This window comes from Bradyrhizobium sp. T-1 (assembly GCF_053592855.1).
The window spans coordinates 1399854-1425631 of sequence record NZ_CM132115.1 but is presented as its reverse complement, the minus strand read 5'-3'; the positions used below and the strand labels follow the sequence as shown (position 1 = coordinate 1425631).

The 25778-nt window shown below is 63.8% G+C and carries 31 protein-coding genes; 15 read left to right on the top strand and 16 right to left on the bottom strand.

Translation table 11 applies throughout. From position 1 onward, the window contains the following. Window positions 1-12 precede the first annotated feature (12 nt). Complete coding sequence (gene flbD, locus ACWAT4_RS06850) at window positions 13-1395, top strand: sigma-54-dependent transcriptional regulator FlbD (RefSeq protein WP_212425991.1); 1383 nt, start codon at window positions 13-15, stop codon at window positions 1393-1395. Window positions 1396-1480: 85 nt separating this feature from the next. Here flbD and ACWAT4_RS06845 read toward each other — a convergent pair whose 3' ends face one another. After that, window positions 1481-1813 (bottom strand): GYD domain-containing protein, encoded by a 333-nt coding sequence (locus ACWAT4_RS06845; RefSeq protein ID WP_212298142.1) that lies wholly within the window; start codon window positions 1811-1813, stop codon window positions 1481-1483. Window positions 1814-2104: 291 nt separating this feature from the next. Here ACWAT4_RS06845 and ACWAT4_RS06840 point away from each other — a divergent pair, with 291 nt between their 5' ends. Then, a complete protein-coding gene (locus ACWAT4_RS06840; protein WP_212425997.1) occupies window positions 2105-3253 on the top strand; it encodes a M20 family metallopeptidase in 1149 nt (382 codons plus the stop codon). A gap of 144 nt (window positions 3254-3397) precedes the next feature. Here ACWAT4_RS06840 and ACWAT4_RS06835 read toward each other — a convergent pair whose 3' ends face one another. The 9 genes from ACWAT4_RS06835 to ACWAT4_RS06795 form a co-directional block, all read right to left on the bottom strand. Further along, entirely contained in the window at window positions 3398-3553 is a 156-nt protein-coding gene (locus ACWAT4_RS06835) for a hypothetical protein (RefSeq protein WP_212425990.1), read from the bottom strand. A gap of 97 nt (window positions 3554-3650) precedes the next feature. After that, on the bottom strand, window positions 3651-4232 hold the full coding sequence (locus ACWAT4_RS06830; protein WP_212298144.1) for a flavin reductase family protein: 582 nt from the start codon (window positions 4230-4232) through the stop codon (window positions 3651-3653). A 33-nt stretch (window positions 4233-4265) separates the two neighbouring features. Continuing rightward, window positions 4266-5102 carry an ATP-binding cassette domain-containing protein gene (locus ACWAT4_RS06825; protein WP_212425989.1) on the bottom strand — a complete coding sequence of 279 codons (837 nt, stop codon included), beginning with the start codon at window positions 5100-5102 and terminating at the stop codon, window positions 4266-4268. Window positions 5103-5109: 7 nt separating this feature from the next. Continuing rightward, window positions 5110-5916, bottom strand: a complete 807-nt coding sequence (locus ACWAT4_RS06820; protein ID WP_212425988.1) for an ABC transporter permease subunit — start codon at window positions 5914-5916, stop codon at window positions 5110-5112. Next, a complete protein-coding gene (ssuD, locus tag ACWAT4_RS06815; protein WP_212425987.1) occupies window positions 5913-7070 on the bottom strand; it encodes an FMNH2-dependent alkanesulfonate monooxygenase in 1158 nt (385 codons plus the stop codon). The genes ACWAT4_RS06820 and ssuD overlap by 4 nt, the downstream gene beginning before the upstream one ends. 10 nt (window positions 7071-7080) lie before the next feature. Next, the gene (locus tag ACWAT4_RS06810; protein ID WP_283815634.1) at window positions 7081-7203 is read right to left on the bottom strand and encodes a hypothetical protein; all 123 of its coding nucleotides are present in this window, start codon (window positions 7201-7203) and stop codon (window positions 7081-7083) included. 20 nt (window positions 7204-7223) lie between these two features. Next, complete coding sequence (locus ACWAT4_RS06805; RefSeq protein ID WP_212298148.1) at window positions 7224-7334, bottom strand: twin-arginine translocation signal domain-containing protein; 111 nt, start codon at window positions 7332-7334, stop codon at window positions 7224-7226. 350 nt (window positions 7335-7684) lie between these two features. After that, entirely contained in the window at window positions 7685-8851 is a 1167-nt protein-coding gene (locus ACWAT4_RS06800) for a cytochrome P450 (RefSeq protein ID WP_449730094.1), read from the bottom strand. 69 nt (window positions 8852-8920) lie between these two features. Then, on the bottom strand, window positions 8921-9055 hold the full coding sequence (locus ACWAT4_RS06795; RefSeq protein WP_283815633.1) for a hypothetical protein: 135 nt from the start codon (window positions 9053-9055) through the stop codon (window positions 8921-8923). Window positions 9056-9164: 109 nt separating this feature from the next. Between ACWAT4_RS06795 and ACWAT4_RS06790 the strand changes: the two genes are divergently transcribed. Continuing rightward, a complete protein-coding gene (locus ACWAT4_RS06790) occupies window positions 9165-9830 on the top strand; it encodes a DUF6064 family protein (RefSeq protein WP_212425985.1) in 666 nt (221 codons plus the stop codon). Window positions 9831-10325: 495 nt separating this feature from the next. On the opposite strand, the gene ACWAT4_RS06785 is transcribed toward ACWAT4_RS06790, so the two are convergent. The 3 genes from ACWAT4_RS06785 to ACWAT4_RS06775 form a co-directional block, all read right to left on the bottom strand. Further along, window positions 10326-11495 carry a transglycosylase gene (locus ACWAT4_RS06785; RefSeq protein WP_449730093.1) on the bottom strand — a complete coding sequence of 390 codons (1170 nt, stop codon included), beginning with the start codon at window positions 11493-11495 and terminating at the stop codon, window positions 10326-10328. A gap of 6 nt (window positions 11496-11501) precedes the next feature. Next, window positions 11502-12227, bottom strand: coding sequence for a LuxR family transcriptional regulator (locus ACWAT4_RS06780; RefSeq protein WP_449730092.1), 726 nt, complete (start codon window positions 12225-12227; stop codon window positions 11502-11504). Window positions 12228-12514: 287 nt separating this feature from the next. Then, window positions 12515-13720 (bottom strand): LLM class flavin-dependent oxidoreductase, encoded by a 1206-nt coding sequence (locus tag ACWAT4_RS06775; protein ID WP_449730091.1) that lies wholly within the window; start codon window positions 13718-13720, stop codon window positions 12515-12517. A gap of 268 nt (window positions 13721-13988) precedes the next feature. Between ACWAT4_RS06775 and napE the strand changes: the two genes are divergently transcribed. From napE to ACWAT4_RS06745, 6 genes are all read left to right on the top strand, one after another. Further along, window positions 13989-14174 (top strand): periplasmic nitrate reductase, NapE protein, encoded by a 186-nt coding sequence (gene napE / locus ACWAT4_RS06770; RefSeq protein ID WP_212298155.1) that lies wholly within the window; start codon window positions 13989-13991, stop codon window positions 14172-14174. 26 nt (window positions 14175-14200) lie between these two features. Next, entirely contained in the window at window positions 14201-14515 is a 315-nt protein-coding gene (locus ACWAT4_RS06765) for a chaperone NapD (RefSeq protein ID WP_212298156.1), read from the top strand. Between the two features lie 16 nt (window positions 14516-14531). Continuing rightward, the gene (gene napA, locus ACWAT4_RS06760) at window positions 14532-17045 is read left to right on the top strand and encodes a nitrate reductase catalytic subunit NapA (protein WP_212425982.1); all 2514 of its coding nucleotides are present in this window, start codon (window positions 14532-14534) and stop codon (window positions 17043-17045) included. Next, window positions 17042-17512, top strand: a complete 471-nt coding sequence (locus ACWAT4_RS06755; RefSeq protein WP_212298158.1) for a nitrate reductase cytochrome c-type subunit — start codon at window positions 17042-17044, stop codon at window positions 17510-17512. Before napA ends, ACWAT4_RS06755 begins: the two co-directional genes overlap by 4 nt. Further along, window positions 17509-18150 (top strand): NapC/NirT family cytochrome c, encoded by a 642-nt coding sequence (locus ACWAT4_RS06750; RefSeq protein WP_212298159.1) that lies wholly within the window; start codon window positions 17509-17511, stop codon window positions 18148-18150. The genes ACWAT4_RS06755 and ACWAT4_RS06750 overlap by 4 nt, the downstream gene beginning before the upstream one ends. Before the next feature lie 100 nt (window positions 18151-18250). Next, the gene (locus tag ACWAT4_RS06745) at window positions 18251-19366 is read left to right on the top strand and encodes an ATP-dependent DNA helicase (protein WP_028160993.1); all 1116 of its coding nucleotides are present in this window, start codon (window positions 18251-18253) and stop codon (window positions 19364-19366) included. Window positions 19367-19550: 184 nt separating this feature from the next. Here ACWAT4_RS06745 and ACWAT4_RS06740 read toward each other — a convergent pair whose 3' ends face one another. Further along, entirely contained in the window at window positions 19551-21239 is a 1689-nt protein-coding gene (locus tag ACWAT4_RS06740) for a caspase family protein (RefSeq protein ID WP_212425981.1), read from the bottom strand. A 245-nt stretch (window positions 21240-21484) separates the two neighbouring features. On the opposite strand from ACWAT4_RS06740, the gene msrA reads away from it, so the two are divergent. From msrA to ACWAT4_RS06720, 4 genes are all read left to right on the top strand, one after another. Next, window positions 21485-22186, top strand: a complete 702-nt coding sequence (msrA, locus tag ACWAT4_RS06735) for a peptide-methionine (S)-S-oxide reductase MsrA (protein ID WP_212425980.1) — start codon at window positions 21485-21487, stop codon at window positions 22184-22186. Window positions 22187-22217: 31 nt separating this feature from the next. Next, window positions 22218-22652, top strand: a complete 435-nt coding sequence (gene msrB / locus ACWAT4_RS06730) for a peptide-methionine (R)-S-oxide reductase MsrB (protein ID WP_449730090.1) — start codon at window positions 22218-22220, stop codon at window positions 22650-22652. A gap of 107 nt (window positions 22653-22759) precedes the next feature. Continuing rightward, window positions 22760-22924, top strand: a complete 165-nt coding sequence (locus ACWAT4_RS06725; protein WP_212298164.1) for a DUF3309 family protein — start codon at window positions 22760-22762, stop codon at window positions 22922-22924. Window positions 22925-23136: 212 nt separating this feature from the next. Beyond that, window positions 23137-23430 carry a hypothetical protein gene (locus ACWAT4_RS06720; protein WP_027532521.1) on the top strand — a complete coding sequence of 98 codons (294 nt, stop codon included), beginning with the start codon at window positions 23137-23139 and terminating at the stop codon, window positions 23428-23430. Window positions 23431-23670: 240 nt separating this feature from the next. On the opposite strand, the gene ACWAT4_RS06715 is transcribed toward ACWAT4_RS06720, so the two are convergent. Both ACWAT4_RS06715 and ACWAT4_RS06710 read right to left on the bottom strand, forming a co-directional pair. Continuing rightward, window positions 23671-24219: a DUF4112 domain-containing protein gene (locus tag ACWAT4_RS06715; protein ID WP_212298165.1), complete on the bottom strand. Its 549-nt coding sequence runs from the start codon at window positions 24217-24219 to the stop codon at window positions 23671-23673. Between the two features lie 60 nt (window positions 24220-24279). Continuing rightward, the gene (locus ACWAT4_RS06710) at window positions 24280-24705 is read right to left on the bottom strand and encodes a DUF5413 family protein (RefSeq protein ID WP_212298166.1); all 426 of its coding nucleotides are present in this window, start codon (window positions 24703-24705) and stop codon (window positions 24280-24282) included. 140 nt (window positions 24706-24845) lie between these two features. Here ACWAT4_RS06710 and ACWAT4_RS06705 point away from each other — a divergent pair, with 140 nt between their 5' ends. Together ACWAT4_RS06705 and ACWAT4_RS06700 are read left to right on the top strand one after the other, a co-directional pair. Beyond that, on the top strand, window positions 24846-25091 hold the full coding sequence (locus tag ACWAT4_RS06705; RefSeq protein WP_212298167.1) for a hypothetical protein: 246 nt from the start codon (window positions 24846-24848) through the stop codon (window positions 25089-25091). Window positions 25092-25271: 180 nt separating this feature from the next. Continuing rightward, window positions 25272-25643, top strand: a complete 372-nt coding sequence (locus tag ACWAT4_RS06700) for a hypothetical protein (protein WP_449730089.1) — start codon at window positions 25272-25274, stop codon at window positions 25641-25643. Window positions 25644-25778: the final 135 nt, after the last annotated feature.

The window sequence follows — 25778 nt, the reverse complement described above, 5'->3', positions numbered from 1 at the left end:
CAGGAGACTGACATGCGGCTTCTCATCGTTGGCACATTGAAGGGCCAGCTCACCACCGCCACCAAGATCGCGATGGACAACGGCGCGACCGTGACCCATGCCGAGGATCACGAGCAGGCGATGCGCGTTCTGCGCGGCGGCAAGGGCGCCGACCTGTTGCTGGTCGACGTCGCCCTCGACATCCGCGACCTCGTGATGCGGCTCGAGGCCGAGCACATCCACGCTCCTATCGTCGCCTGCGGCATCACCAACGACGCCCGCGCCGCGGTCGCCGCGATCCATGCCGGCGCCAAGGAATATATCCCGCTGCCGCCGGATCCGGAGCTGATCGCCGCGGTGCTGGCCGCCGTCGCCAACGATTCCCGCGAGCTGGTCTATCGCGACGAAGCCATGGCGCGCGTCATCAAGCTCGCCCAGCAGATCGCGGGCTCCGATGCCTCGGTGATGATCACCGGCGAATCCGGCACGGGCAAGGAAGTGCTGGCCCGCTACGTCCACACCCGCTCGGCCCGTGCCAAGCGCCCGTTCATCTCGATCAACTGCGCCGCGATCCCCGAGCATCTCCTGGAGTCCGAGCTGTTCGGTCACGAGAAGGGCGCCTTCACCGGCGCGATCGCCCGCCGCATCGGCAAGTTCGAGGAGGCGACCGGCGGCACGCTGTTGCTGGACGAAATCTCCGAGATGGACGTTCGTCTGCAATCCAAGCTCCTCCGCGCCATCCAGGAGCGGGTGATCGACCGCGTCGGCGGCACCAAGCCGGTCACGGTCGACATCCGCATCATCGCGACCTCGAACCGCAACCTGGCGGATGCCGTCCGTGAAGGCACGTTCCGCGAGGACCTTCTGTTCCGTCTCAATGTCGTGAACCTGAAAATCCCGCCGCTGCGCGAGCGTCCCGCCGACATCATGGAGCTCGCCCAGCATTTCGTGAAGAAATATGCCGAGGCCAACGGCGTGCCGATGCGCCCCATTTCGGCCGAAGCCAAACGTGTGCTCTCCACCAACCGTTGGCAGGGTAACGTCCGCGAGCTCGAGAACACGATGCACCGCGCAGTGCTGATGGCCCAGGGCGACGAGATTGGTCCCGATGCGATCCTGACGCCCGATGGCGACCGCCTCGACCTCGCCAAGACGGCACCGGCCGTGGCTCATGCCACCATGGCCGCCGAGCAGGTCACGCGCGCTCTTGTGGGACGCACCGTCGCCGACGTCGAGCGCGACTTGATCCTGGAGACGCTGAAGCACTGCCTCGGCAACCGGACCCACGCCGCCAACATCCTGGGCATCTCGATCCGCACGCTGCGCAACAAGCTCAACGAATACGCCGACGGCGGCATTCCGATCACCCCCGCCGGCACGCCCGGCGAATATCCGCGCATGCCGGCGCTGGGATGAGCGCCGAGCTTCAGACTCCCTGTCTGCAGAAAAAGGCCCGGAGCGGGAACCGCTCCGGGCCTTTTGATGTCAAGATCTGCCCGAACTACTTGCCCGGCGGGACGTAGGAGCTTGCGAGCTTCGCAGCCTTTTCCGCAATGCTCTTGAATTCACCCATCTTCCAGGCGCGCACGGTTTCGATCTTGGAAACGGCGCCGGCGGCGGCGGCAACCATTCCAATCGCGATCGCATCGGAGCCGTCGGGAAACTCCGTGACGAGCACTGCATCGTGCTGACCGGTCGTCATGAAAGCTCCCTGGAGCTTTCCGCCGGCCCTTTCGACCAGCGCACCGATGGCCGAGGTGCGATCGATCGGCTTGTCGACCATTCCCTTGATACCCGCGTTTGAGTATGAGACGTACGAGATGAACAGCGGCATGTTTCTCTCCGTCGAGGGTTACGACAACAGCATTCAGGTTCTGAAAAAGCGCTCTGATTGAGAGCGAGGCATGGCCTGCCGACAGCATGCGAGTGCTGCCTTGAAATCAGAGACAATGGACTTCGGCACGTCCAGCTGGCAGCTGGGCGCGAACTATAGCGGCTTTTCGCTCCGACACAATGCAGCCATGCACGAGCATGGAGCCCGGCTCGGGGGAGGGCTGCATTCGGCGGCTAGGTCGTCGATCAGACAGGACTTATAGGTAGGTCAGTATTGATGCACGAGGTGATGATGCTGGAAACTCAAATCACGGATTGGCTGGCGTCGCAGCGGCAGGCGATGATCGATCTGCTGCGCGACGTCGTGAACATCGATTCCGGATCCTACGACAAGGAAGGCGTCGATGCGGTCGGTGCGCGGTTCGAGCGGCACTTTGCCGAACACGGCATTCCCTCGCGCAGGGAGAGCCACGGCACGTTCGGCGATGCGCTCCACGCGGACGTGGCAAAACCCGGCAGCAACGAAAAGCCGGTGCTGTTGATGGGGCATCGCGACACCGTGTTCGGCAAGGGCGAGGCCGGACGTCGCCCGTTCACGATCAAGGACAACCGCGCCTATGGGCCCGGCGTCGCCGACATGAAGGCCGGCCTCGTCATGAACGTGTTCGTGGCCACCGCCTTCCACAAATTCGGCGGCGCGCCGCATCCGATCAAAGTGCTGATCACTTCGGACGAAGAGATCGGCTCGCCCTCGTCGCGGCCGGTGATCGAGCGCGAAGGTCGTGCCGCGCGCGCGGTGTTCAACTCCGAGCCTGGCCGCCCGACCGGCAATGTCGTCACCAGCCGCAAGGGCGGCATCTTCATGCACATGGCCATCACCGGCAAGGCCGCGCATTCCGGTGCCAATTTTGCCGCCGGTATTAGCGCAATCGGCGAGCTCGCGCACAAGATCATCCAGATCCACGCGCTGACCGACCTCACCAAGGGCATCACGCTCAATGTCGGCCTCATCTCGGGTGGCCAGTCGGTCAACACGACCGCGCCCTACGCCGAGGGCCAGATCGACATGCGCTATGTCGATCCGAAGGATCGTGCGACCGTGATGGCCGAGATCGAACGGATCATCGCCACGCCGTACGTACCCGGCACCAGCGCGACGCTGACCATCAAGGGCGAGTTCGTACCGGTGGTGCAGAGCGAGGGCTCGAAGGCATTGTTCGAAAGCTACCAGGCCGCGGCCGCGCAGGCCGGCCTCACCACGCTGCAGGGCGAGTTCTCCGGCGGCTGCGCCGATTCCGGCTTCACCGCCGCGGTGGGGACGCCGACCATCTGCGGTGTCGGCCCGGTCGGTGGTCTCGCCCATTCGCCGGAGGAATATCTCGAGCTCGACAGCATCGTGCCGCGCGCACAGGCGCTGGCGCTCGCGATTATAAAGGGCTGATGTAGGTGCCGTGGACAAAGCGACTTGTCCGCCGTAGCTCGAAGAGCGAAGGCGGAAGCGTGCCCACCAACTTTTTCGCGATCATGGCGAGATGGTGAGCACGGCGCAAGAGCACCTTTGCCCACCTACGAAACCGAGCAAGTCCTACGAATAACTCGGCGTGTCCGGCTTGCGGAAAATATGAATGGGATCGCCGGGCACGAATGGCTCGCCGCGGAACATCGCATAGGCGTAGAGGGCGAGATAGGCAATCGCCAGCGCACTGACGGCGTAGAAGGCCCAGGTCCCGACGCGCTTCATCGCTCCGCTCCATGGCCGTCCCGTCATGGGAGGCTCGGGGGCTTCTAGAGCGATGAGCGAGAAAAGGCCAGCCCAGCGGACCTCAAGCCCGCTGCGATCAAGCGCCGCGCAAGCCGCGCGCGGGAACACTGACCTCGGCGAGTCTTGCGGCGTCCTCGTCCTGGTCCACCGCCACATACTGGCCGTGCCAATAAGCGAGCGCCGCGTTGCGCACCGAATTCTTGATGTTCCTGACCCGGCCGATGACGATGCCATGCGAATGGCGCTCGACGATCTCCTCGACCTCGCAATCGACCGCGGACAAGGCGCCGACCAGCAGCGGAACGCCGGAGACGGCCGTGACCCATTGGGCGCCGGCAAAACGATCGGCGCCTTTCAGCCCGCCCTTGCCGGCAAAACGCTCGGCGACGTCGAGCTGATCGGCCGCGAGGATGTTCACGCCGAACGCGCCGTGGCGGCGGATCAGCGGGAAGGACGAGGCATCGCGGTTGATGCTGACCAGCAGCGTCGGCGGATCGACCGACAACGAGGTCACCGAGGTGACGGTCATGCCGGTGACGTCCCTGCCCCGTCCGGCGGTGATGATGCTGACGCCGCCGGTGAGGTGGCGCATGGCGCCGCGGAAATCGGCGGACGAGACGGCAGTTTCGGTCATGAGCTCGCGAGGGACTACATTCATGGCATGCTCCCCGGAAGCGGGGTTCCCTTCTATTTAGGTACGATCATCCGCCGACAAAAGATGGCTCAGGATCGAGCCTTCGAGGCCGGTGAGCTCGACCGAGCCACGCGCGCGCGGCCGGGCCGCATTAACCAAGACGTCATGGGCGATCCGCCCCTCCTCGATCACCAGCACCCGATCGGCCAGCGCGACGGCCTCGGAAACGTCATGTGTCACCAGGATTGCGGTAAAGCCCTGGTCGCGCCAGACCCGCTCCAGCAGCCGCTGCATCGAGATTCGGGTCAGCGCATCCAGCGCCCCGAGCGGTTCGTCGAAGGCAAGCACCCGCGGCCGGGAGACCAGCGCGCGCGCCAGCGCGACGCGCTGTTTCTGGCCACCCGACAGCACTGACGGCCACTGGTCGCGCTTGTCGGCGAGACCGACTTCCGTGAGCGCCTCCTCGGCGCGCGCATGCGCATCATCAGAGGCACGATCGCGGCCGAGACCGACCTCGACATTGGAGAGCACCCGCGCCCACGGCAACAGCCGCGGCTCCTGGAACATCACGCGGATGTCCTCCGCTTGAACTTCGTCGCCAAGACTGATGCTACCGGCGTCGATCTTCTCCAGGCCGGCGACGAGCCGCAGCAGCGTGCTCTTGCCGCAGCCGCTCTTGCCGACGATCGCGACGAACTGGCCGGCCGGAATGTGCAGATCGATGCCGCGCAGCACCTCGTTGTCGCCGAAGGACTTTCGCAGGCCGCGGATGCCGAGCGGCAGACCGCTGACATGAACCGGACGCTCCTCGCGCGCGACGCGGGCGTGAGGGACAAAGTTGGCTCGGCCGGCGGGCTCGATTTCCGGAAGAGAAGTCCGAAGGGCTGTCTGCATGTCACTCTCAGCGTTTCTGGAAGGCGGGGTGCCAGGAGAGCGTCGCGCGCTCCAGCACACGGGAGGTGCTGTCGGCGAGCTTGCCGAGCAGCGCGTAAATCAGGATCGAGAGCACGACAACGTCGATCAGCATGAACTCGCGCGCCTGCATCGCCATGTAGCCGAGCCCCGAGGATGCCGCGATGGTCTCGGCGACGATCAACGTCAACCACATGATGCCGAGCGCGAAACGGATGCCGACGAAGATCGAGGGCAGCGCGCCCGGAAAGATCACGCGGCGGAACAGCTCGCCGTCGCTCATGCCGTAGATTCGGCCCATCTCGATCAGCTGCGGATCGACGGTACGGATGCCGTGCAGCGTGTTGAGATAGATCGGGAAGAATACACCGAGTGCGACGAGAAACAGCTTGGCGCTCTCATCGATGCCGAACCACAGAATGACCAGCGGGATCAGCGCCAGATGCGGCACGTTGCGCACCATCTGCAGCGTGGTGTCGGTAAGCTTTGCCGAAAGCTGCGACAGGCCGTTGGCAAGCCCGAAGGCGAAGCCGATGCTGCCGCCGATCAGAAAGCCGATCGAGGCGCGCCAGAACGACACCCAGATGTTGCGGACGAGCTCGCCGGAGAGCAGCAGCTTCCAGCCGGCAAGCGCGACGTCGCTCGGCGCCGGCAGCACGCGCACCGGCACGACCCCGGTGACGCTGGCGACCTGCCAGAGTGCGATGATGGCGATCGGCACGATCCACTGCACCAGGCCGTCGAGGCGCGGCAGGCGGAAGCTGCGCGGGAGAGAGATGCTGTCGATGAGACTCATGATTGCGACACCCGATGCTGCGGGCGGTAATCGCTGCCGACCGTCTCGCCGAACGGACCGCCGTTGAAGTGCAGCCTGGTCACGTTGCTCGGCTGCTCCAGCGAGAGCAGCGGGAAGACCAGCTCGGCAAAGCGATAGGCTTCTTCCAGATGCGGGTAACCCGACATGATGAAGGTATCGATGCCGATGTCCTGATACTCCTTGATCCGCGCGGCGACCGTCTGGGGATCGCCGACCAGCGCCGTGCCGGCGCCGCCGCGCACCAGGCCGACGCCGGCCCAGAGATTCGGTGCGATCTCGAGCTTGTCGCGCTTGCCGCCATGAAGCTGCGCCATGCGTTGCTGGCCGACCGAATCCATCCGCGCAAAGTTCTTCCGCGCGGCCGCGATGGTCTCGTCGCTGACATGCTTGATCAGCTCGTTCGCAGCGCGCCAGGCCTCTTCGTTGGTCTCGCGGACGATCACATGAAGGCGGATGCCGAAGGAGAGTTTTCGGCCACGCGCGGCGGCGACGTCCCTTACCCTCGCGACCTTTTCGGCGACCAGCGCCAGCGGCTCGCCCCAGGTGAGATATTTGTCGACGGTGTCGACCGCGACGTCGATGCCGGCATCCGAGGAGCCGCCGAAATAGAGCGGCGGGCGCGGCGACTGCACCGGGTGGAACAAGAGCTTGCCGTCCTCGATGCGGATGTGCCTGCCCTCGACATTGACGGTCTTGCCCGCGAGCAGGTCGGCATAGACATTGAGGAACTCGCGCGTGACCTCGTAGCGCTCGTCATGGCCGAGAAAGATGCCGTCGCCCTTGTTCTCGACGGGATCACCGCCGGTGACGACGTTAATGAGCAACCGGCCATTGGTGATGCGATCGAGCGTCGCCGTCATGCGCGCGGCGACCGTCGGCGATTGCAGGCCGGGACGGACGGCGACGAGATAGCGCAGCCGCTCGGTGAGCGGCGCGACTGAGGAGGCGACGATCCACGAATCCTCGCAGGACCGTCCGGTCGGCAGCAGCACGCCGTAATAGCCGAGCTGGTCGGCTGCCTGCGCGATTTGGCGCAGATAGTTGAAGTTGACCTCTCGACCGCCGATGCCGGTGCCGAGATAGCGGCCATCACCGTGGGTCGGCAGGAACCAGAGGATGTTGCTCTTGCTCATGGATGTGCTCCTAGCCGTAGGTCGTGCCGACCGCGGCGGCGACGACGCCGATCGACATGACGATGGCGGCGATCACGCGTTGGACGATGCGCTTCATGTTCGGACCTCTATGGATGGGAAGGCTGGTCGGCACGATCAGGTCGCCGTGCTGCGTCAGACGATGTCACGGACAACGATCGGCTTGAGGCCGAGCTTGTAGAAGCGATCGAATGCAGCGGCCGCCGCAGTTCCAACGGATAGCTTGAGAAAGTCTCGACGCTGCATTCCACGCTCCCGGCCGCAAGCGGCCGTCTCTCATTCAGTTCGAGAATGATGGTGCGGCTCAGCGGAGGTGTCGAGACATCCGGAAAAATAGCGATGCGAGCACTGCGCGCGTCGTGGAGCGCGCGATTAATCTTTCAAGCTGCCGCGATGATGCAGGCGGAATTTTTCCGCACGCGATTGTGAGCGCCGTGCGGACTGATCAAAAAACGCGAAAACAACCCCATGCACAGTAGCCCCGCGCATTCCCTCGAAACGTAATTCTCTTTTTGCGAATTTTTATTGACGCGTCGGGCAAAACAGGAGCATGATGCCACCATGACCGCGCTAGGGGTGCAGGGTCCCCTGCCCTGCTATTGCAGCCACGTCACCGGCAAATTCTGCAAGCCCCGGAACGCCCAGCCGCCGATCCGCACCGGCTCGTCATCAGCGATCTCCAGATGCCGGGCCCGCCCAAACACCGTCGGCAGCGCGACGTCGGCGATCATCGCGCGCGAGGCCCAGGCGCCGGCGCAAAAATGCGGACCGGCGCCGAAGGCGACGCTCTTCGACGTGTCACGCCGCACGTCGAACTCATCGCCGCGCTCGAAGTGCTTCTCGTCGCGATTGGCCGAGCCGAACATCAGGAACACACGCTCATCCAGCTCGAACGCGACGTCCCGGATCGACCACGGCTTTGCGATGCGTCGCGGCGACATGCCGATCGGCGAGATCCAGCGGGCATATTCCTCGAACGCCTCGAGCCACGTGACCTCGCCCTTGCGCACGAACTCGAGCTGCTCGGGATGCGTCAGCAGCGCCCACACCGTGCCGGCGATCGCCTTGCGCGGCTCGTTCTGGCCGCCCGAGATCGCGAGTTTGACATTGGCGCGCACGCTCTCCATCGGCATGCCGGAGGCGAGGAGAACGCCCAAAATGCTCTGGTCGGGATTCTTGCGCATCACCGGCAGGATGTCGTCGATCGCAGCATCGATCCCTGACGTGGCGGCATGGCAGCGCGCCTCGACCGCAGGATCGCCGCCGTAATTGGCGATGCCCTCGATCATGCCTTGCGACCACGCATCCATGTCCTGGAAGCCGATATTGGTGAGGCCGGTGATCGACTTCAGGCACTCGCCGGAGAACGGCAGCGCGAAGTCGCGCATGAAGTCGATCCGCCCGGGCGCGATCGCATCGAGAATGCGGTCGGCATGGGCCTGGAACAGCGCGGTCCAGTGCGCCTTCACCGTCTTCGGCGACACCGTCGGAAACATCGCGCGCCGCTCGATTTGATGCGCCTCGCCATCCTTGCGCATCATGTTGTGGCCCATCAGCCGGTTCATCAGGCCGGCGGGCTGGTGCGAGGAGAACACGTCGATCTGCTTCTCGGAGATCGAGATGTCGTCGCGGCTCGTCAATAGCGTCGAGCCGAGCTGCGGCACGAAGGCAATGGGCGCTTCCTTGCGCAATTTTGCGAGCATCGGATAGGGATCGGCCCAGAACGCTGTGGGGTCGATGTCGACGCGCGGCGCGGTGCTCAAGGCGGCCTCCCCGGGGATTTTCGTTTTCCTCGGGACCAGTCTAGCGGGCTTCTCAGCGGGCGTCTGTCCCTAGCGATAGGGACGGGCGGCATCAAGGCGCTGGCGTCGCGGCGTTCGTCCGCGTATGCGGTCGAAACCCTCCTTGATCCCTGCGAAGCGCTTGTCGGCGACGCAGAGTACCGCAATGAACGCGCGTAGTCTCATGTCCCGCGCTCCTGAGGGAAGCACGCGGTCCGCGATTGCTTGCGTGAAATCAATTCGGCCGCTCGTCGGCGGGAACAATGTACGCGAGGTCACAGGACCGGGAAACCGCATGCTGCCCTTTACGCCCGAGCAATTTCTCGCTGTTTTTTCAGATTACAACCAGGCGATCTGGCCAGTGCAGGTAGCAGCGTATCTGCTCGGAGCTTTCGCGGTCATATTGCTCTTCTTCAAGAGGCGAGAAGCAGCAGACCCTGCCATTTCGGGAATCCTAGCTTCGATGTGGCTATGGACTGGGATTGGCTATCACGGCCTTTGGTTCGCTGCGATTAACAAGGCTGCTTATCTCTTCGCCGCCTCGTTCATCATCCAAGGCTGTTATCTTTTCTATTCGGGCTTTTCACGCCAAATCCATTTCGGTGTACGACCGGGTACAGCGACCTGGGTCGGGATGACGTTCATAGCCTATGCTGCAATTGTCTACCCCCTTATTGGCACGGCCACGGGCCACTCTTATCCGCACATGCCGATGTTTGGCGTCACGCCTTGCCCGGTGACCATTTTTACATTCGGGCTCCTTCTGTTGACCACGAGCCCCGTGCCGCGCTGGCTCCTGGTCATTCCTTTCGCCTGGTCGTTGGTCGGTGGCAGCGCTGCCATTCTTCTCAGGGTGCCGCAGGATTGGCTGCTTCTCGTGAGCGGCTTCATTGCGGCCGCATTGATCGCTTTCCGAGATAGCTGGGCGACCCGGGCTGCTGGAAAGCCAAAGTCGGCTTAAGGGCAGAAGCGGCATCAGCGCGGAGGGTTGTCTGCGCGTCTCACAACAGCAAACACTGAGACATGGGGTGGGACAACGACCAGCGGCGCAGGAGCGCGTTAGAGCCACACTCCCTGCGTATTGGAGATGACAGCGACTAGTGCCGTCAGCAGGCTGACCGTCAGGAAAAGAACGACAGCTTCCATTCTATCGCGTTCAACTTGTGAGCGGACAGCTTGGCTTGTGTAAATGGTTCGTGCTGGAATGGACGTCGGCATGAATGCTTCCGCTGGGCCTGCCTCGGAGATGCCCAGCCACAGCCTGACTCCGGGACGACGATCGGTCATCAACCAGACGGTTGAGCAAGCCACCAAAATTCGGCTCCTCTCCAATGCTTGATCGTGCCGCGGTGGAGGACCTGCGGCCGTCGAGCCGCACCGTTCCTCTAACGACTTCGCGACTTGCAGGTCGCCGCGCGTTTTGCCGGAAAATGCGACGACTCTGCCGACAACGAAACTACTGATTTGCCGCCGCAGCGGCGGTCGCCACGTATTTCGTGTAGAATTCGGCGACCCGGCCGCGCCACATGCCGACGAACGCCTCTGAAGTCACGTTGTCCACCGATTTCCAGGTACGCTTGAACGCCGGGAGTGCATTGCCCCAGATCGCGCGTTTGCACCACCTCTCGCCCTTCTCCTTGCCTTCGCCGGTGGCGCACATGGATTTCCAGGCCGTGCGAGCAGGCCGGCTGATGTGCTCAGCGGCGCCTTCCCAGCCCTGCTGATGGATCAGGTAAAGATCGCTCATGTCCGGCTTCCGGTGCGTGATCCACTCGAACAGGACGCCTTCGGTAATGACCTTGTAGGCGGCCGCAACGGCGTTGTCGCGCGGACTGAGAATCTGCCCGGAGCCGAACTTGCCGAACTCATACTTGCTCAGCTGAAACAGGCCGATATACGACCCGGTGCGTTGATTGGGGTTGAATCCGGATTCGATCTTGGCAACCGCCATCATGAAATTGAAATCGAGACCAAACGCGTCGGAAGCGCGCTTGATCTCTTCGGCCGGCGTTCCAACCGGGATGTCCTTGAACGAACGCAAGACGATCTCCGCCGGTTTCTCGGCGGGCGGCAGTTCGGACCAGATGTAGTAGATCAGATAACGGAAATCCTGCGTCAGCGCCGCTTTGGGGGCATCGTCGGACGCATCGCGTGCTGCCGGCAGCGGCTGGACGACATCCTGTCCCAACGAAGCCAATTTCGGCGCGGCGGGATCATCAGCGATTTCGGCTCCCGTGCTCAACGGCCCGGAACCTGCTGACGTCACCGAGCCAAGCTCTGCTCTTCCTGCCCGCAGCGCTGCCGCAAGTCTGGCGGATGCCTCAGCGTAAAGCGCGGGCGCCACCATGTTCGCAGGAGCCGCCATGTTCGAGGGAGCTGCCACGTTCGCCGCCGCTTCCGGCATGACATCCGGCACCGTCGCGGCCGGTATGTTTCCGTTGGCCAGATAAAGTCCCACGGCTGCGATAACAGCCACGATGCAGCTGGTCTGCAAAACCTTCATTGCCCGAAGTCCATGGATGGCTTCTGTACGAAGGCTGTTCGCATGTTCCTGCGGCCTGTGGTGAACTCCCCTTTGTAAAATCTTAAGGTTTAGATGTGGTGAACGGGAGCCGATTTTCTGCATCGCCGATCATCGGTGGCTCCCGCTTTGGGTCAAAAGGCTGCTCTCGGCATCCGGCAGGGCCGCAGGTCGCCCGGCGTCAATCCCCCGCCCCCTCAGTTCAGGGCACGCGGACCGGCGGCAGACCTCCTGCTCGCGCGGCGTCAGCGCGGAGAGGGGTGTGCGCGTCGCAAACAGCGCAGCGAGGTTCTGGTCGGGCGCAGCAGCCGCGGCCTCTTGGAAATGACGTGCGACGCAGGCGCCAATCGCCGGCGCAATTGTTTGAAGCCGGGCACGCTCGGCATCGCCGAAGCGGCCCTGGGACGTGATGCGGTAGAAATTGACATAGAAGCAGGTGTCGCCGGTCCAGATCGCGGTGGCGCATTTGTCGACGATGTCGGAGTCGTTGAAGAAGATTTTTCGGTAGCGCGCGCCATACATGCGCGGCGAGAACGATGGCAGCATGATCGGCGCGCCGGCCTCAGCCTCGAACAGCATATCCCGGTTGGGATCGAATTCGTGGAACTGGCCGGCATAGGCGGCGCCGAGATCGCTGCCGGTCGGGATGTTGCCGGCATCGAGCAGGCAGCGCGCCGCGCCGGCGCGCGTCAGCGCGAACACCATGCAATGGCCGACGCCAGCCTGCCGGCGCAGCGTGTCGATGAGGATGTTTGGGAAGTCCGCCCGGCCGATGGCAAGCACCGCGGGCGTGACGTCGCCGGTCGCTGGGTTTGGGGCCATCCCGTGGGACCGCATTGGTTGCCTCCGCAAGACATCGTTTGCGAGAGGATATCAGCACGGGCCGCGGGCCGGAAGGCGCCGTCGCAGCCCTGCATCCCCACTGGGTCGTCCTGGCGAACGCCAGGACCCCAGCGCGAGCGCCCTGCGCTCGTCGCGATGACCCCAGGGAGCAGTTTGGCGAAGATTCTTCGTTCGGCACGGCTAGCTCGCACCACCGATAGATTCCGCGGTATGGGTCCTGGCTTTCGCCAGGACGACGATGTTGAAGCCGTGTGCGTCTACATGCAAAACCGCGTGATGCTCTACCCCGCCGCCGCTTTCGCCGGCGCGACATTGATGGCGAGCTTGCCGTAGCGATCCGTAAAGGCCTCGGTGTCGATCTCTTCCAGCATGATCTCACCGCTCATCACACCCTGCTTCCAGGCGGCCTGCGCCGGATCGTTCTGAAACGCCGGCATCACCTCGCGGCCGAACAGCTCGAGCGATTCGCAGATGTGCTCATGGCTGTTCTTGCCCGCTTGATTCAACAGGATCACCTGGTCGATGTGCGACGACTGGAATCGCTTCAGCTTCTTGCGGATCGTCTCGGGCGAGCCGATCAAGCCGCCGCGCAGCGCGGCCTCCTGCGCCTCCGGATTGTCGCGTTTCCACTTGTTGTATTCGTCCCACATATTGACGGTGTAGGGCGCAGGCCGCTGGCGGTTCTGCGAGGCGCCGTAGAAGCGCAGCGCGAACTGGAAGAAGGTGGCACCGTCGGCGCGGGCCCGCGCCTCCTCGTCGGTCCTGGCGCACATGAAGAACGACACCAGCGCCATGTTCGGGTTGATCTCGTAATCGGCGAGCTTGTGCAGCCGCTTGGTCATCGCGTTGTAATAAGCATGCACCCAGGCATGCGCGGCGTCGGCGCTGACGAACTGGAAGCCGAGCGCGCCAAACCCATGGCGGCCGGCGCGCTCGATGGTCGGCAGCTGCGAGCAGGCCATCCATAGCGGCGGATGCGGCTTCTGCACCGGCTTCGGCACGACGTTGCGCAAGGGGATGTCGAAATACTTGCCGTGATGCTCGCTGCCGGCATCCCTGAACATCGGGAAGATTGCCGCGACGGCCTCCTCGAACACTTCCTTCTTGGTCTCCATGTCGCGGCCGAACGGGGTGAGCTCGGTGATCGACGCGCTCTCGCCCATGCCGAATTCGCAGCGGCCGTTGGACAAGAGATCGAGCACCGCGACGCGCTCGGCAACGCGAGCCGGATGGTTGGTGGTGAGCTGGAGGATGCCGTGGCCGAGGCGGATGTTCTTGGTGCGCTGGCTGGCGGCGGCGAGGAAGGACTCCGGCGAAGGCGAGTGCGAATATTCCTCGAGGAAGTGATGCTCGACGACCCAGGCATGATCGTAGCCGAGCTTGTCGGCAAGTTCCATCTGCGAGAGTGCGTTCTGGTAGAGGGTGAGCTCGTCGCCGGCCACCCAGGGCCGCGGCAGTTGCAGCTCGTAGAAGATGCCGAACTTCATGACTTCGCTCTCCCGCATTATTGTTGTTAGCGTCATCTTAATGCGTGAGGCGACGCTGTCTACGCAGTCGCAATTCCGCCTCCCGGCAGATGGATGCTTCGCCCGCACGTGGCCATGACAGCCCGATTCCGGCGCGCGCTACAGCCTGCGGCGAACTCGACAGGTTGATCCAGATCAACGCGTTAGCGGCTCGAACGTATCAAAAGTACGACAAGGCAACGGCCCGGATGCCGTCCCGATTCCCCATACTTTTTCAGAGAGTCCGAATATGTCGGCCCCTGACGACACGATGTCGCGCGTGCGCCGTAAGCGCATGGAGATTTTTGCTTTCCTGTTCCTGACCGCGGTCGTGATGCCCGTCCTCGCCGTCGGAACGGTCGGCTCTTACGGGCTCGGCGTCTGGATCTACCAGATGTTCGCAGGGCCTCCCGGCCCACCCGCTTCCCCGCATTGATCTCCTCACAGCGAAAGACAGGCATCATGGCCCACCCCACACTCAACCGCCGTGCATTGATCACCGGCCGGGTGCTCAGCGCCGAGCGCGTCATCGCTCCGCCCGGCTGCGAGATCGCCAGCATCGTCGTGCAGGCGCGCCCCGAGCGCCTCGTCGAGCTGGAAGCCGAGATCGCCGCGCTTCCCGGCTGCGAGATTCATGCCCGCGATGCGCGCGGGAAACTCGTCGTCGTGACCGAAGCGCCGGATGCCGGCAGCCTCGGCACCATGCTCAACACCATCCAGTCGCTGGGAGACGTCTATTCCGCAGCGCTGGTCTTCCACGCCATCGAAACCGCCTGAGTCAGGAAGAGCCATCATGACATCGCCAAAGCTCGACCGCCGCCAGATGCTGAAGCTGGAGGCCGCCGCGATCGCAGCGGCTGCCGCTGGGCTCCCGGCACCGGCGCTCGCCGCCAATCTCGTCACCGAACGCGACAACAACGAACTGAAATGGGACAAGGCCGCCTGCCGCTTCTGCGGCACCGGCTGCTCCGTGATGGTCGCGACCAAGGACAACCGCGTCGTCGCCACCCACGGCGACATCAAGGCCGAGGTCAATCGCGGCCTGAACTGCGTCAAGGGCTATTTCCTCTCCAAGATCATGTACGGCCATGATCGCCTGACGCAGCCGATGCTGCGCAAGACGGGCGGAAAGTACGACAAGAACGGCGACTTCACGCCGGTGTCCTGGAATGAAGCCTTCGACATCATGGAGGTGAAGTGGAAGGAGGCGATGAAGAAGCGCGGGCCGAACGGCGTCGCCATGTTCGGCTCCGGCCAGTGGACGATCTGGGAAGGCTATGCCGCCTCGAAGCTGTTCAAGGCCGGCTTCCGCACCAACAACATCGATCCCAATGCCCGCCACTGCATGGCCTCGGCCGTTGCCGGCATGATGCGCACCTTCGGCATCGACGAGCCGCCCGGCTGCTATGACGACATCGAGGCCACCGACGCCTTCGTGCTGTGGGGCTCCAACATGGCGGAGATGCATCCCATCCTGTGGACGCGCCTCGCCGACCGCCGGCTTTCCGCTCCGCATGTCCGCGTCGCCGTGCTCTCCACCTTCGAGCACCGCTCGTTCGATCTCGCCGACATCGGCATGGTGTTCAAGCCGCAGACCGATCTCTACATCCTCAACGCCATCGCCAACCACATCATCAAGACCAACAGGGTCAACAAGGATTTCGTCGCCGCGCACACCACGTTCCGGCGCGGCCAGACCGACATCGGTTACGGCCTGCGGCCCGAGCATCCGCTGCAGAAGAAGGCGACCGGTGCGGCGAAGGCCAACGACTCCACCGACATGACCTATGACGAGTACGTCAAGTTCGTCTCGGACTACACGCTGGAGAAGGCGGCGCAGATGTCCGGCGTGCCGCTGAACCGGCTCGAGGCGCTCGCCGAGCTCTATGCCGATCCCAAAACCAAGGTGGTCTCGTTCTGGACCATGGGCTTCAACCAGCACACCCGCGGCGTCTGGTGCAACAATCTCGTCTACAACATCCACCTTCTGACCGGAAAGATCTCCTCGCCCGGCAACAGCCCGTTCTCGCTGACCGGACAACCCTCGGCCTGCGGTACCGCGCGCGAGGTCGGCACCTTCTCGCACCGCCTGCCCGCCGACATGGTGGTGACCAACAAGGAGCACCGCGCCAAGGCCGAGCACATCTGGCAGTTGCCCGAAGGCACCATTCCCGACAAGCCCGGCGCGCACGCCGTGCTGCAAAGCCGGATGCTGAAAGACGGCCTGATCAACGCCTATTGGGTGCAGGTCAACAACAACATCCAGGCCGGCCCCAACGCCAACGAGGAGACTTATCCGGGCTTCCGCAACCCCGACAATTTCATTGTGGTCTCGGACGCCTATCCGTCGGTCACGGCGCTCGCCGCCGATCTGATCCTGCCGACCGCGATGTGGGTGGAGAAGGAAGGCGCCTACGGCAATGCCGAACGCCGCACGCAGTTCTGGCATCAGCTCGTCGCCGCCCCCGGCGAATCCAAATCCGATCTCTGGCAGGTCATGGAATTCTCCAAGCGCTTCAAGATCGAGGAAGTCTGGCCGGAGGAGCTGATTGCCAAGAAGCCGGAGGTGCGCGGCAAGACGCTGTTCGACGTGCTCTACAAGAACGGCCAGGTCGACAAATTCCCGGTCTCCGACATCGAGGCGGGCTACCTCAACGACGAGTCCAAGGCGTTTGGTTTCTACGTCCATAAGGGCCTGTTCGAGGAATACGCCTCGTTCGGCCGCGGCCATGGCCATGACCTCGCGCCGTTCGAGACCTATCACCGCGAGCGCGGCCTGCGCTGGCCCGTCGTCAACGGCCAGGAAACCAAATGGCGCTTCCGCGAGGGCAGCGACCCCTACGTCAAGCAGGGCACCGACGTGCAGTTCTACGGCTACCCCGACGGCAAGGCGCGCATCTTCGCCCTGCCTTACGAGCCGCCGGCGGAATCGCCCGACAATGAATACCCGTTCTGGCTCTCGACCGGCCGCGTGCTGGAGCACTGGCATTCCGGCACCATGACGCGCCGCGTGCCCGAGCTCTACAAGGCGTTCCCGGAGGCCGTATGCTTCATGCATCCCGACGACGCGCAGGAAGCCAAGCTCCGGCGCGGGGATGAAGTCAAGGTCGTCTCGCGCCGCGGCTTCATCCGCGCCCGCGTCGAGACGCGCGGCCGCGACCGGCCGCCGCGGGGCCTCGTGTTCGTGCCGTGGTTCGACGAATCCAAGCTGATCAACAAGGTGACGCTCGACGCCACCGATCCGATCTCCTTGCAGACCGACTTCAAGAAATGCGCCGTGCGCATCGAGCGGGTGAACGTATCATGATGAAACGATTTGGAATCGCCCTGCTTGCCTGCGCAATCGCGGCCGGCGCGAGTTCACTGACCGCGCAAACCGTCAGTTCGGGCCTCCGCGGCCCGGCCCCTCTCAACGAGGAAGGTCCGGCGCCGCCGATGCTGCCGAACCGCAACACCTCCGAGAAGGAGACGCGCAACTATCCGGAGCAGCCGCCGGTGATCCCGCACAACATCGACGGCTACCAGATCGACCTCAACGGCAACAAATGCTTGTCCTGCCACGCGCGCGCGCGCACGGCGGAATCGCAGGCGCCGATGCTTTCGATCACGCATTTCATGGACCGTGACGGTCAGTTCCTCGCCTCGATGTCGCCGCGGCGCTTCTTCTGCACGGAATGCCACGTGCCGCAGAACACCGCGACGCCGCCTGTCAGCAACGACTTCACCGACATCGATACGCTGCTGTCGCGCGCAAGCCCGGGTGGCCGCAGATGACCACGACCGCTGACGAGCTGAAGGCCAAGCGCGGCTTCATCGCGCGAAGCTGGGACTTTCTGCGCGAGCTCTGGCAGGTGCTGATCCGGCCAAGCTCGGTGTTCGGCCTCGGAGTGCTGGTGCTCGCCGGCTTCATGGCCGGCGTGATCTTCTGGGGCGGCTTCAACACCGCACTGGAACTGACCAACACCGAGAAGTTCTGCACCGGCTGCCACGAAATGAAGGACAACGTCTACGCCGAGCTGAAGTCGACCATCCACTTCAGCAACCGCTCCGGCGTGCGCGCGACCTGTCCGGACTGCCACGTCCCCCACAACTGGACCGACAAGATCGCGCGCAAGATGCAGGCTTCAAAGGAGGTCTGGGGCAAGATTTTTGGCACGATCGACACCCGCGAGAAATTCCAGGATCATCGCCTCGAGCTCGCCGCGCATGAATGGGCGCGCTTCAAGGCCAACGATTCCCTGGAATGCCGCAACTGCCACAGCGCCGACTCCATGGACATCACCAAGCAATCGCCGCGGGCCTCGGTGGCGCACCAGCGCTTCCTGTTCACCGGCGAAAAGACCTGTATCGACTGCCACAAGGGCATCGCCCACCATCTGCCCGACATGCGCGGCGTTCCCGGCTGGCAATAGGACCGGAAGCGACGGGATTCGCCCCGCTTGAACCAGCGGGGCGAATGGTTAGTTTTGGGGGACGGCGAATCGCCTCGTTTCGCCCCTCCTCAAGACAGATATGGCCACTTTCACCCCGCATCAGGATGCCGCCCTCAAGGCCGTTGGCGATTGGCTGAAGGCCAAGCCCGGCCGCAATGGCACGCCGCCGATTTTCCGCCTGTTCGGCTTTGCCGGCACCGGCAAGACGACGCTGGCGCGGCACATCGCCGAAGGCGTCGACGGCGAGGTGAAGTTCGCCGCCTTCACCGGCAAGGCGGCTCTCGTCATGCGCAACAAGGGTTGCGACGAGGCCTCCACCATCCATTCGCTGATTTACCGCGCCCGCGAATCCGGCGAGGAGCAGCCAAGCTTCGAATTGTGGGACGACGCGCCGGCGTCAAAAGCAAAACTGATCGTGATCGACGAATGCTCGATGGTCGACGCCGAATTGGGGCGCGACCTGATGTCGTTCGACTGCCCGCTCTTGGTGCTGGGAGATCCTGCACAGCTGCCGCCGATCCAGGGCGGCGGCTTCTTCACCAACACCGAACCGGACGCGATGCTGACCGAGGTGCACCGCCAGGCCCAGGATGATCCGATCGTGCGGATGTCCATGGACGTGCGCGAGGGCCGCGAGCTCGACATCGGCCGCTACGGCGAGAGCGAGGTGGTCTCGCGCAAGGAGCTCGACCCCGATCGCGTCATGGGCGCCGACCAGGTGCTGGTCGGCCGCAACAACACCCGCCGCGCCTACAACATGCGGGTACGCCAGCGCCAGAACATCGAGGACGTCTTTCCGGTCGCCGGCGACAAGCTGGTGTGCCTGCGCAACAACCGCAAGAAGGGCCTGTTCAACGGCGGCCTGTGGCGCGTGAAGTCACGCAACACCTCGCGCTCGAAATCGCGCATCCTCTCGATGCGGCTCTCGCCGGACGAGGATTTCGGTCACAAGGTCACGAAAGTCTCGGTGCGCGCCGATTGCTTCGAGGGCGGTGTCGAGCAGATCGCATGGGAGCAGCGCAAGCCCTATGACGAGTTCGACTACGGCTACGTCCTGACCGTGCACAAATCGCAGGGCTCGCAATGGGACGACGTCGTGCTGTTTGACGAGAGCTTTGCGTTTCAGGACAGCCGGGCGCGGTGGCTGTACACCGGCATCACGCGCGCGGCGAAAAGGTTGAGTATTGTGGTATGACGCTGCCCGAGGGTGGGCAAAGGCGCGAAGCGCCGTGCCCACCTTTTGTCCACCTGTATGGCTCGTTATTTTCTCCGTCATTCCGGGGCGGCCCGAAGAGCCGAACCTGGAATCTCGAGATTTCGGGTTCGGGGCTTCGCATCGCCCCGGAATGACGGATTGAGTTGATCCGCAACCCAATCCGTCATTTCCCCGCCACAAAATAAAAATCCTCGCGGCCCGGCGGCGAGCCATACGTGAACGGCTGCTGCTCGTGCTTGGTGGCGGACCAGACGTCGTCGCGGACGATATCGAACAGCTTTCGAAGCTCGATCTTCGGCACCTTGATCTCGCGGGCGAGCGCGGTGGAGAACGGGCTGTCGGCGCCGTTGTCGCCGTCGATCGCGGTCTCGCCGTGCTTGGCGGCGTAGACCACCATGAAGCCGGCACCGGGCTCGATGTTGGAGAAGCCCTTGTCGACCAGCTTCAGCGACAGCGTGTGCTGCATGGTCGGCGCGAACGGATTGTCGCGGCAGGCATCCAGAATCACCAGACGCACTTTTCTTGCCGCGCCCACCGCTGCGATCACCTGCTCGAGTGCAACCGCCTGGGTCTCGGCGTCCCGGTCGACGGCGAGCTTGGCGTCGATGGGAACGAGGTAGTTCACCCCGCCGATCTCGAAGCCGTGGCCGGCGTAGTAGACCACCGCCCAATCGGCTTTCTCCGCCTCGTCAGCGAAGGTCTTCAGCGCCTCGAAGAACTTGTCGCGGGTCAGGTCACTGACGGAGATCACGGTCTGGAAGCCGACATCCTTCAGCACGCTCGCGATCATCTTCGAATCGCGCGGCGGATTGGGCAGGGCGTGGACGTTCTTGTAGGCGCCGTTGCCGATCACCAGCGCAACGCGCCGACCGGTGGGCGCGCCCCCCGGCGTTTGCGGCGTCAGCGCAGCGAGCCGCTCCTGCGCGATGGCGCGGGCGCGAGCGACGTCGAGCTCGTCGAATTTCGTCAGCGAATAGGCCGCGGAGCGATAGTCGGCGCGGGCCTGGGCGACGTCGTGCTTGCGCTCGTAGATCTGGCCGCGGCCGGAAAGCGCGCGGACACTGTTCGGATTGAGCTGGAGCGCCGCGTTATAATCCTTCAGCGCGGCGTCGAAATCGCCCTTCATGACATAGACCTCGGCGCGATTGTTGATCGCGTAGACATTCCTCGGCTGCCGCTCGATCAGACCGTTGCAATCGGCAAAGGCCTGGTCGTATTTGCCCATCAGGCCGTAGGTGGTGCAACGATTGCCGGCGATCTGCTGCGCGGTCGGATCGATCTTCTCGGCCTCCGCGAAATCGGCGATCGCGCCGTCGTAATCCTTCATCAGCGTGCGCACGCGGGCGCGATTGGTCCAGCCGAGCAGGAATTTGGGCGTGTACTTGATCGACAGGTTGAAATCGTCGAGCGCACTTTGTAGCGCGCCCCGGCGCAGCTGAATGGTCCCGCGATTGTTGTAGGCGAAGCCGAAATTCGCCCGCTTCTGGATGGCAAGATTGTAGTCGGCCATCGCGAGATCGTCCTCGCCCTTGTGCTCACGGGCGACACCACGCACGTTGAGGGCGCCGACGTTGTCCGGATCGGCCTCGACGGCAGAATTCAATGCCTCGATCGCACCGTCATAGTCGCGCTTGGCGATCAGCGCGTTGCCGCGCACGACGAGCGCGAGCGACTTGTCCTTGCCGGTCACGCGGTTGGCGTTGAGCAGATTGTTGCAGGCCGTCGCCCGCGCCTGGCCGTCGCTCTGGCGATCACGGCAGGTGGCGAGGTCGTCGCCCGCCTGCGGCTCGGCCACAGCGATCGCGACGCCGGAGAGAAGTACGACGAATGTCAGGGAGACGACGCGCAGCATGTTGTCCGATCAGCTCCAGCCACCACATTTTTAAGTCGATCAGCGATGGCGCCGGTTCATCTAGCCGGAGTTCCCCATCGCGCCAAGCCGGGCCGTCGGACGCGGCCTTTTTCACGGACTCGTGTCTCTCGCCCCGTAACAATCGCCCGGCCCGTCCGTATCTCCGATGTCTGAAAATGCCGGGCAGGCTGTTCGCCCGCCCTCAACCGCCCTAGACTGTCAGGCCTTCCGAAAGAGGATCCGCCATGCGCCGCTCCGTCCTGTCCCTGCTCGCCGCCACCACCGCCTTGACGCTGGCCTTTGCCGCACCGACCCGCGCTGCGGAAGACGCCGTCGTGATCCCCGCCCCCGCAATGGACGCAAGCCCCGCGAACGGCATCCAGACCGCGGTGGTCGCGGGCGGATGCTTCTGGGGTGTGCAGGGTGTGTTCCAGCACACGGCCGGTGTCGTCAACGCCGTTTCCGGCTATGCCGGCGGCACCAAGGCCACCGCCGACTACCAGACCGTCTCGACCGGCCGGACCGGCCACGCCGAGTCGGTCGAGATCAAGTTCGACCCGAAGAAGATCTCCTACGGCAAGATCCTGCAGATCTACTTCTCGGTGGCGCACGACCCGACCCAGCTCAACCGCCAGGGACCGGACAGCGGCACGCAATATCGCTCGGCGATCTTCACCACCTCCGACGAGCAGAAGAAGGTCGCGGAGGCCTATATCGCCCAGCTCGACGGCACCAAGGTGTTCGGCAGGCCGATCGTGACCAAGGTCAGTGCGCTGGAGGCGTTCTACCCGGCCGAGGCCTATCACCAGGACTATCTGACGCTGCACCCGACCCAGCCCTACATCGCCTATAACGACATCCCGAAGGTCGAGAACCTGAAAAAGCTGTTCGCGGATAACTACATCGAGAAGCCGACGCTGGTGAGCGCCAGCAAGGCCACCAACTGATCGCAAGATCATCCAAAGAAACGGGAGACCCATGCCCGACGCCAAGACGAAAACCACAGAGACGAAAACCACCGACGACAAGGTCATCAAGAGCGAAGAGCAGTGGCGGCGCGAATTGTCGCCGATGCAGTATGCGGTGCTGCGCGAGAAGGCGACCGAGCGTCCCTTCACCGGCGAGTACGAGCACGACCACCGTGCCGGCACCTATGTCTGCGCCGGCTGCGGCAACGTGCTGTTCGAGTCTGACGCCAAGTTCGATTCCGGCTGCGGCTGGCCGAGCTTCACCGCGCCCGCCGTCGAGAACCATATCGATGAGGAGCGGGACGCGACGCACGGCATGATCCGAACCGAGGTGCTCTGCTCCAAATGCAGCGGCCATCTCGGCCATGTCTTCCCCGACGGACCGGGGCCGACCGGCCTGCGCTACTGCATCAACTCGGCGGCGCTGAAGCTCGAGCCGAAATAAGATCGCGCGCCGACGGGTTCCGCCATGGAACCCGCCGGCGCGATATGCTTTTCTCTTCCAGCGGTGCAGCTGTTGAGGTTTGTCCGGCGGCCGCCAGGGAGGACATCATGTCACTCGGGACCATCCTGATCATCCTGGTGCTCATCTATCTCTTGGGCGGCTGGTCCGGCCGGATCGGCGGCTATGGCTACGGCATGGGCCATTCCGGCATGGGGATCGGCGGCGTCGTTCTCGTGGTGCTGGTCGTCCTGCTGCTTCTCGGTAAACTATAAACCAAATAACTATTTGAAATTACTTTGTTTATTTCGTTTGCGGGGCTGCCATGCGCGGATTCATCATCTCCCATCGCAGGGGTCGCATTTCTGTCAAAACGGCCTATATTAGAGGACGAAAATGACATGTGGCGGGCCCGCTTGATTGCGGCCTCCGCCCTCCCAAACCCCACGCGCTTAAAGCCCCAGACAAGATCACGAGGTCTTTGACCATGCGTCCACTGCGTCCGTTCAACTTCAACACCTCTGCCGAGCTCTTCCCCGCCGCCATCCGCAAGAAGAAGCGCGCGGGCTTCACCTATCGCCGGTTCGGCACCGCGGCCGAGGCCGTGCAGTTCGCGATGGAGCAGTTGCCGACGGATTCGCTGAATGGCGCATATCTCCAGGTCGAGGAAGCCCGTTTCGACCAGAACGGCATCCGCTCGCTCTATGAGAGCGAGGCCTTCCCGCTGCCGCGCCACCGCAAGCCGGAACCGGTCGCCGAGACCGACGCCGACGCGGCGTAAGTCTTCTTAAAAGCTCCAATGTGCGCAGACAGCGCGATGGCCGAAAGGCTGTCGCGCTTTTTGCGTTTTAAGTTCTCCCTCTCCCGCTTGCGGGAGAGGCGTTGAGGGTGTCTCCGCAATCGAGGCCCCCCAGAGGTGAAAGCCCTCACCCGCCGCGCGCGGGACGATGCTCCGCATCGCCCGAGGCGCGTCGACCTCTCCCGCAAGCGGGAGAGGTGCACCGAGATTTGACGCTCGCTCTCAAATCCGCGGCTGCTTGTCGAGCCAGCGGCGCAAGAGGCGCACGTTGCGCATGTTGGCGCGGAACATGACGTCGAAGGCATCGCCCGCGAACGGCACCATGCCAACGACGCCGTCGACGGCGACATTGCCCAGCATCCGCGCGGTGATGTACCAGGGCGCGCCGAGCGCGCGGGCCTCGCGCACCAGCCACAGCGAGATCGCGGTGGTGATGATGTCTCCGATAACGGGAATCAGGCCGATCAGCCCGTCGATGCCGTAGCGGATATTGGTGCCCGGCAGGATGAAGGCGACGTCGAGCAGCTTTGCAATCGCCTCGAGCCGCGCAATCCGCTGCTCGCGCGTCAGATTGCCGAACGGGCTGCCGTTGCCTTGCCCGAACGCGAAGCGAAACTCCTGAAACCCCTGTTCCAGGGTTTCGGGGCGGATCTCGTGGCCGTCCTGGTCGATGATCGGCCCGCGGGCCTCGCGGCCCGAAAAATCGGCGCGCGAATGGGTCCCCGAGCGGGACTTGCGTGGCGCGAGAATGTCGTCGTCGGTCATGGTCATGCCATCAGGGAACGCACCAGCGCAACAGAGGTTGCTGCGCCGCGTCCGAAGGTCGCGCGCTCAGCCCGCCGCCGCCACCGGCCGCGGCTCCTCGACATAGTGATGCACGAACCAGGATGAAAGCACCGCCGGCACGAAGCCGACCAGGCCGTACAGGATGAACTGCACCGCGCCCGAATCCGACCCGCGCGAACCGTAGGTGAACGCGGCGAGGATGAAGGCGAACAGACCAACCAGCAGCATCCGCAGCATGGGCCGGACACGCCGGACGTGGATCAGGATGTCGTCGACCGCGCCGATCATCAGCGACGGCAGGAAGCCGAACAGATAGCTGTATTGCAGGGTCTTGAAGAACACCACGAATAGCTTGCCGACCTCGCTGAGGCCGGTCTGCGCCCAGTAGCCGGACTGGTAGGTCGTCGTCAGCAGCAGCAGGAAGCCGCCCACGAATGGGCCAACGAGCGCAAATACCAGATAGCGTTTCATCGAGAACTCCTCATACCCAAGGGCATTTATAGCAGCGCGCCGGGAACCTTGGATAGCGGTTACGCGCCTTGGGGGAACAAGTGGCAAGGCGACGAGTTCAGACAGGACCTGAAAATCATCCGTCAGACTTGGAGCCGCCGATGTCTCGTAAACTGTTCTTGCTGGCGACAATCACGCTCTCGGCCCTCGGCGGCCTGTCCAACACACCCGCCTTCGCGCAAGGCCATATGGGCACGCCGCAGGAACAGAACGCCTGCTCGCGTGACGCCTCGCGGCTATGCCGCAAGGATCTCGGCAATGACGGTGCGGTGCAGGGCTGCCTGCAGGCCAATCGCGCCAAGCTGTCGAAGTCATGCAGCAAGGTGTTCGCGAGCCACGGGATGTAAACGCGCTCCGGCTTTTTTGCGTGACGGTCGCGCAACAGCTGCGAATTCCTTCGCATCTCCCATTGAAGCTTCGCGACAATCGCGCATACTCGAATCGGGCGGCGCAGCACTTTTCGATTCGAACATCACGAAATCGAGCGACCACATGCGGGACTAGGCTCCCGGCGTGAAGGCTGTGACATGCGGCAGATCAAGCCGCGTGCGGCGCCCCAAAACCAAGTGGTTCAAACCACGGAACTCGGGGACGCATCCTTCATGACACGCTACCAGACGCTCGCTTCGCTGCTAAAGACCACCGCTTCGCTGGTGGCCTTCGCCACCACCGCTATCACCCTCCAGACATCGCCGGGCCTCGCCTTTTCGTCCGAAGCGCAGCAGATGTGCACGGGCGATGCGATGCGGCTGTGCTCCAGTGAAATTCCCGACATCCCGCGCATCAGGGCCTGCATGGTCCATAAAAAGGCGCAGGTCAGCCCCGGCTGCCGCGCCGTGATGGATCGCGAAGCGGCCGCCGCAGCTTCATCGCGCAAGCGGGAAGCGGCCGCGCAGTAGTCCGGCAAGTTTCAAGTTGACAGCTGGCGGTTGGTGGCGCGTTTCACCTCTCCCGTAGGGAGAGGTCGGAGCGCATCGAAGATGCGATCCGGGTGAGAGGTTACACTCTCACTCAACGTTGCGGCCCCTCACCCG

Excerpts from the sequence above, each read along its gene's own strand:
- flbD (WP_212425991.1), top strand. The coding sequence starts at position 13 with ATGCGGCTTCTCATCGTTGGCACATTGAAGGGCCAGCTCACCACCGCC.
- ACWAT4_RS06845 (WP_212298142.1), bottom strand. The coding sequence starts at position 1,813 with ATGCCGCTGTTCATCTCGTACGTCTCATACTCAAACGCGGGTATCAAG.
- ACWAT4_RS06840 (WP_212425997.1), top strand. The coding sequence starts at position 2,105 with ATGCTGGAAACTCAAATCACGGATTGGCTGGCGTCGCAGCGGCAGGCG.
- ACWAT4_RS06835 (WP_212425990.1), bottom strand. The coding sequence starts at position 3,553 with ATGAAGCGCGTCGGGACCTGGGCCTTCTACGCCGTCAGTGCGCTGGCG.
- ACWAT4_RS06830 (WP_212298144.1), bottom strand. The coding sequence starts at position 4,232 with ATGAATGTAGTCCCTCGCGAGCTCATGACCGAAACTGCCGTCTCGTCC.
- ACWAT4_RS06825 (WP_212425989.1), bottom strand. The coding sequence starts at position 5,102 with ATGCAGACAGCCCTTCGGACTTCTCTTCCGGAAATCGAGCCCGCCGGC.
- ACWAT4_RS06820 (WP_212425988.1), bottom strand. The coding sequence starts at position 5,916 with ATGAGTCTCATCGACAGCATCTCTCTCCCGCGCAGCTTCCGCCTGCCG.
- ssuD (WP_212425987.1), bottom strand. The coding sequence starts at position 7,070 with ATGAGCAAGAGCAACATCCTCTGGTTCCTGCCGACCCACGGTGATGGC.
- ACWAT4_RS06805 (WP_212298148.1), bottom strand. The coding sequence starts at position 7,334 with ATGCAGCGTCGAGACTTTCTCAAGCTATCCGTTGGAACTGCGGCGGCC.
- ACWAT4_RS06795 (WP_283815633.1), bottom strand. The coding sequence starts at position 9,055 with ATGAGACTACGCGCGTTCATTGCGGTACTCTGCGTCGCCGACAAGCGC.
- ACWAT4_RS06790 (WP_212425985.1), top strand. The coding sequence starts at position 9,165 with ATGCTGCCCTTTACGCCCGAGCAATTTCTCGCTGTTTTTTCAGATTAC.
- ACWAT4_RS06785 (WP_449730093.1), bottom strand. The coding sequence starts at position 11,495 with ATGCAGAAAATCGGCTCCCGTTCACCACATCTAAACCTTAAGATTTTA.
- ACWAT4_RS06780 (WP_449730092.1), bottom strand. The coding sequence starts at position 12,227 with ATGCGGTCCCACGGGATGGCCCCAAACCCAGCGACCGGCGACGTCACG.
- ACWAT4_RS06775 (WP_449730091.1), bottom strand. The coding sequence starts at position 13,720 with ATGAAGTTCGGCATCTTCTACGAGCTGCAACTGCCGCGGCCCTGGGTG.
- napE (WP_212298155.1), top strand. The coding sequence starts at position 13,989 with ATGTCGGCCCCTGACGACACGATGTCGCGCGTGCGCCGTAAGCGCATG.
- ACWAT4_RS06765 (WP_212298156.1), top strand. The coding sequence starts at position 14,201 with ATGGCCCACCCCACACTCAACCGCCGTGCATTGATCACCGGCCGGGTG.
- napA (WP_212425982.1), top strand. The coding sequence starts at position 14,532 with ATGACATCGCCAAAGCTCGACCGCCGCCAGATGCTGAAGCTGGAGGCC.
- ACWAT4_RS06755 (WP_212298158.1), top strand. The coding sequence starts at position 17,042 with ATGATGAAACGATTTGGAATCGCCCTGCTTGCCTGCGCAATCGCGGCC.
- ACWAT4_RS06750 (WP_212298159.1), top strand. The coding sequence starts at position 17,509 with ATGACCACGACCGCTGACGAGCTGAAGGCCAAGCGCGGCTTCATCGCG.
- ACWAT4_RS06745 (WP_028160993.1), top strand. The coding sequence starts at position 18,251 with ATGGCCACTTTCACCCCGCATCAGGATGCCGCCCTCAAGGCCGTTGGC.
- ACWAT4_RS06740 (WP_212425981.1), bottom strand. The coding sequence starts at position 21,239 with ATGCTGCGCGTCGTCTCCCTGACATTCGTCGTACTTCTCTCCGGCGTC.
- msrA (WP_212425980.1), top strand. The coding sequence starts at position 21,485 with ATGCGCCGCTCCGTCCTGTCCCTGCTCGCCGCCACCACCGCCTTGACG.
- msrB (WP_449730090.1), top strand. The coding sequence starts at position 22,218 with ATGCCCGACGCCAAGACGAAAACCACAGAGACGAAAACCACCGACGAC.
- ACWAT4_RS06725 (WP_212298164.1), top strand. The coding sequence starts at position 22,760 with ATGTCACTCGGGACCATCCTGATCATCCTGGTGCTCATCTATCTCTTG.
- ACWAT4_RS06720 (WP_027532521.1), top strand. The coding sequence starts at position 23,137 with ATGCGTCCACTGCGTCCGTTCAACTTCAACACCTCTGCCGAGCTCTTC.
- ACWAT4_RS06715 (WP_212298165.1), bottom strand. The coding sequence starts at position 24,219 with ATGACCATGACCGACGACGACATTCTCGCGCCACGCAAGTCCCGCTCG.
- ACWAT4_RS06710 (WP_212298166.1), bottom strand. The coding sequence starts at position 24,705 with ATGAAACGCTATCTGGTATTTGCGCTCGTTGGCCCATTCGTGGGCGGC.
- ACWAT4_RS06705 (WP_212298167.1), top strand. The coding sequence starts at position 24,846 with ATGTCTCGTAAACTGTTCTTGCTGGCGACAATCACGCTCTCGGCCCTC.
- ACWAT4_RS06700 (WP_449730089.1), top strand. The coding sequence starts at position 25,272 with ATGCGGCAGATCAAGCCGCGTGCGGCGCCCCAAAACCAAGTGGTTCAA.